Annotated in this window: 5 protein-coding genes and 1 pseudogene; 3 read left to right on the top strand and 3 right to left on the bottom strand. The window is 71.3% G+C overall.

Features of this window, described 5'->3' with window-relative positions; all coding sequences use genetic code 11:
• Both FV223_RS22510 and FV223_RS22505 read left to right on the top strand, forming a co-directional pair.
• Positions 1–230: pseudogene (locus FV223_RS22510) on the top strand (heme A synthase); the annotation flags it as partial.
• 147 nt (positions 231–377) lie between these two features.
• Positions 378–1,061, top strand: a complete 684-nt coding sequence (locus tag FV223_RS22505; protein WP_147729078.1) for a hemolysin III family protein — start codon at positions 378–380, stop codon at positions 1,059–1,061.
• A 31-nt stretch (positions 1,062–1,092) separates the two neighbouring features.
• On the opposite strand, the gene FV223_RS22500 is transcribed toward FV223_RS22505, so the two are convergent.
• Both FV223_RS22500 and FV223_RS22495 read right to left on the bottom strand, forming a co-directional pair.
• Positions 1,093–1,731 (bottom strand): hypothetical protein, encoded by a 639-nt coding sequence (locus tag FV223_RS22500; protein WP_147729077.1) that lies wholly within the window; start codon positions 1,729–1,731, stop codon positions 1,093–1,095.
• Between the two features lie 221 nt (positions 1,732–1,952).
• The gene (locus FV223_RS22495) at positions 1,953–2,201 is read right to left on the bottom strand and encodes a hypothetical protein (RefSeq protein ID WP_147729076.1); all 249 of its coding nucleotides are present in this window, start codon (positions 2,199–2,201) and stop codon (positions 1,953–1,955) included.
• Between the two features lie 256 nt (positions 2,202–2,457).
• Here FV223_RS22495 and FV223_RS22490 point away from each other — a divergent pair, with 256 nt between their 5' ends.
• A complete protein-coding gene (locus FV223_RS22490) occupies positions 2,458–2,697 on the top strand; it encodes a hypothetical protein (RefSeq protein ID WP_147729075.1) in 240 nt (79 codons plus the stop codon).
• A gap of 36 nt (positions 2,698–2,733) precedes the next feature.
• Here the strand turns inward: FV223_RS22490 and FV223_RS22485 are convergent, their stop codons facing one another.
• Complete coding sequence (locus FV223_RS22485) at positions 2,734–3,732, bottom strand: hypothetical protein (RefSeq protein WP_246689765.1); 999 nt, start codon at positions 3,730–3,732, stop codon at positions 2,734–2,736.
• Positions 3,733–3,734: the final 2 nt, after the last annotated feature.

The following is a 3,734-nucleotide window of genomic DNA, read 5'->3' as shown; positions in this document are numbered from 1 at the left end:
CCACCGGCGTCGCCGGGCTCGCCTTGGCCCAGGCCGCGCTCGGCATCGCGACGTTGCTGATGGCCGTGCCGCTCTGGGCGGCCCTGGCGCACCAGGTGCTGGCGATGGCCGTCCTGGTGATGGCGACCGTCCATGCGCGCCTGAGCCGCGGCCTCGTGCGCGCGACGCGCACGACCGGCCCGGCGATCGCCCCGTTCGGCTTCGAGGCGCTGGCCGGACGCGGCGCCTGATGGCGGCTTGGAGGCCCGCTTCCTCGATTCAGGATGAATGTTGAGCCTGATCGGTGGAAAAGGCGGGACGGCTCGGCGCTGCGTGGTCTGCCGGTGGAACGAGTGTCATCGAAACGGCTTAGCCTCGATGCGTTGCAGGAGGCTGTGATGTTCCTGGCCGAAGACGGACGACCGGTTGGTCTCACCTGGCACTATACGCCGCGCGAGATCGTCGCCGACGGGGTGGTCCACGGCCTCGGCGTGCTCCTCGGCCTCGCCGGGGCGGTCGCCCTGGTGTCGATGGCGCTGACGGAGCATCTCGGCACGTCCGAGCGGGTCGCGGTGGCGGTCTACGCCACCGCCCTGGTCTCGATGCTGGCGGTCTCGGCCACCTACAACCTCTACCCGGTCGGCCCGCGCAAATGGCTGCTGCGCCGCGCCGACCACGCGCTGATCTACCTGATGATCGCCGGCACCTACACGCCGCTCGTCGCCCTGGTCGGGACCGGGCCGACGGCGTGGGCGCTCCTCGCCTTCGTGTGGATCGTGGCCGGGATCGGCATCGCGGTGAAGCTGCTGCTGCCCGGCCGCTTCGACCGGCTGTCGATCGGCCTCTACCTGCTCCTCGGCTGGTGCGGCCTGTTCGCCTACGAATCGGTGATCGCGGCGCTGCAGCCGACCGCTTTGTGGATGCTCGCGATCGGCGGCCTGCTCTACTCGGTCGGGGTCATCTTCCACGTCTGGCGCAAGCTTCCGTTCCAGAACGCGATCTGGCACGCCTTCGTGCTCGCGGCCGCCGCCTGCCATTACGGCACGGTCTGGGCGAGCCTGACCGGCGCCGCGATCAGCTGATCCTCCGCGAATGACAGGATCGGTCGGCGCCTCAGGGCGCCACCGTCCACGGACTGATGACGCGCATCGAGGCCTGCTGCGGCATCAGGGTCGCGGGCGTGCGCGGCGTGGATTTCAGCCGCTCGACGAACTTGCGCGCCTGGTCGGCCGGCAGCGCCGAAGCGGGCGCCATCAGCGCCGCCAGCTGCTTGCGGGTGCCGCGATCGACGTAGGCCGAACGCTCGACCGGGGCGAAGTCGCGCATCGTGTGGGCCGCATCGGGATCGCCGGTGAACACGCGGGCTCCGCTGCTCAGCACCACGATGTCGCCGGGCCGCAGCGTCTCGTCCTTCATCAGGGCGGCGGCGGCGCCGCCCGTCATGTCGATCGGCTTCTGGCGATCGGTGATCCGCACCTTCAGCGGCTCCGCGGCGGGCAGGGCGGCGTAGCGGGTCCGCGGCCGCAGCCGCGGCGACACCGCCCGGCGGATACGCGGACGGTACGCGCCGCCGGAATAGGCCGGCTGGCTCGGCTCGGGCGCCTGCGCCTGCGCCTGCGCCGCCGGGCGGGCCCCACCGAACAGCGCCTCGAAGAAGCCGAGCTCGGCCGCCTGCGCCTGGGCGACGCCGCCGGCGACGAGGCCACCAGCGAGCACGGTGGCGAGGACGCGACGGTTCAAGGACGACGTCATCGATCCCTCCAAGGATGCGCGGGCAGAGACATGAGGTGAACCGCACGGCGCGTGCGATGCGACACCCCGTTAACGGCAACTTAAACGCGACAGTTCCGCGAAGTTTGCACGCGAATTCGCGGGCGGGCGCACCGGTCGAACGCATGGCGGAAGGCGCGGGCCCGATCGCATCGGGTCGCGCGAAACGTCCGGACGGATGTCGGTGGTTGCTGCGTCGGGCGTCAGGCCGGCGTGGCCTGCTCGCCCTCGCCGATGCAGTCGAGCGCGCGCTCGACGGCGCTGACCGCGTCGAGCAGGTGCTGGACCGTGCGCTCGACCTCGAGCGCCGGGCGGCCCATGGCGGCGGCGCGGGCGCTGACGTCCTCGAGCTGCTCGAGCAGCGTGAGAAGGTCTCCGGCGACGGCGACGACCTCGCAACGGGCGAGCTGCTGCACGGGGGTGCGCGGGCGGAAGGGCAGGACGTTGCTCATGAAGGCTTTCGGCTCATCACGGTCGTTGTCGCCGGAACGCACCCGCTTGGCCAGGGTCGCACCAGCGCTCCTCCACACGAATGCCCGGTTTCGCGGCCGCAAAGCCACGCCGTGGTGACTTTTCCGTGGCCGGGCGACATCACATCCCCGGCAACCGATTCACGCGATCGGCACCGCCTTGACGCGGACACACTGGCCCGACACCTCGGCCCGTCATTCCCGCGCCTTCCCTCCCGATCACGCCCCAGGACCCGCGATGCGCCTCGTCCCGACCGTTCAGACACTCGCTCCCTTCGCCCTCGCGGCCGCCCTGGTCGGCGGCCTCGGCGCCTGCAACAGCGTCGACGGCCCCGACAGCCGCAGCGGCCTGGCGGAGACCTTCAACACCGACAACTACCGGCGCTCGAACGACACCAACGGCACGCAGACCCGGCCCGACGTGAACCGCCTGTACACCCAGCCCTCGATCCCCTCGATCGCCAACCGCGGCTACTGATCCCCGGTTCGCTCCGCATCCGCGGCCCGGGGCGCCCTAGCGCTTGGCCAGGGCGTCGGCGAAGGCCGCGATGCGGTTGCGGGCGTAGGTCGGCAGGCCGGCGCTGATCGAGGTGCCGGTGTTGAAGCTCGAATTGCCCATCAGCACCTGCGCCGGCAGCAGGTTCCTGAGCACGGGGACGCGGGCGTATTCCGCCTTGCGGTCGAGGACGTCGCCCTTGATCGCCAGCGCCATGTAGGTGGTCACGACGGTCTTGGTCGGGTCGCCCGGCATCGGCTGGAACACCGCCAGGAACTTGCCGAAGCGCAGGATCTGGTTGACCCAGAAGATCGTCTGCTCCAGCCCGCCCGTGACGGTGGTGTCGACCTTTGTCAGCGCCCCGAGGCCGGCCGCCCGATCGGGGGCGAGGGTGCGCAGCTCGCTCTGGAACGTCACGAACTCGGCGATCTTCTTTGCGCCGCCCTCCTCCAGCTTGTTGGCGAGCTTCACCCCGAGCGGCAGCTTGCCCTCGAGGTCGTAGCGCGACTCGATGCAGACCGTGCCCGGCTCGCACCACGGGCGGTCGGGACGGCGGGCGAAGGCCGCGGCGGGGTCCTTGGTCGGCGTCACGTCGGCGGGGTCGAGGGCCTTGTGCTTGATCGCCGGGTCCATCGCCTGCACGAAGCCGAGACGGGCCAGCGCCGCGAGGTCGATCGCCTCGGGGGGCCGCGCCACCACGAAGCGCCCCTCGGCGACGTAGACCTTCAGCGTCTCGTGCCGGGGCTTGGCCACGCCGTTCACGGTGGTGGTGTAGTCCGGCTCCTTGTAGCCGGGGAAGGGCGAGAGCGCGGCCGCCTCCGCAGGCTTGGTCCGGACCCAGTCGAGGTAGGGCGTCAAGCCGTTCTCCGGCGTCGACGGGTTGTCGCGGTGGTCGCTCACCAGGATCGCGCCGGGCTTGAGCGTCGTCGGATCGACGGCGGTGATCGAGGCGACCTCTCGGGCCTCGAGGACGGCGCCGACGTCGCCGGCGACGCCTACGGCAACCGCGCGCCCGATGC

It is taken from the genome of Methylobacterium sp. WL116, assembly GCF_008039455.1.
GTDB lineage: Bacteria > Pseudomonadota > Alphaproteobacteria > Rhizobiales > Beijerinckiaceae > Methylobacterium.
This window is presented reverse-complemented; position numbering and strand designations above follow the sequence as displayed.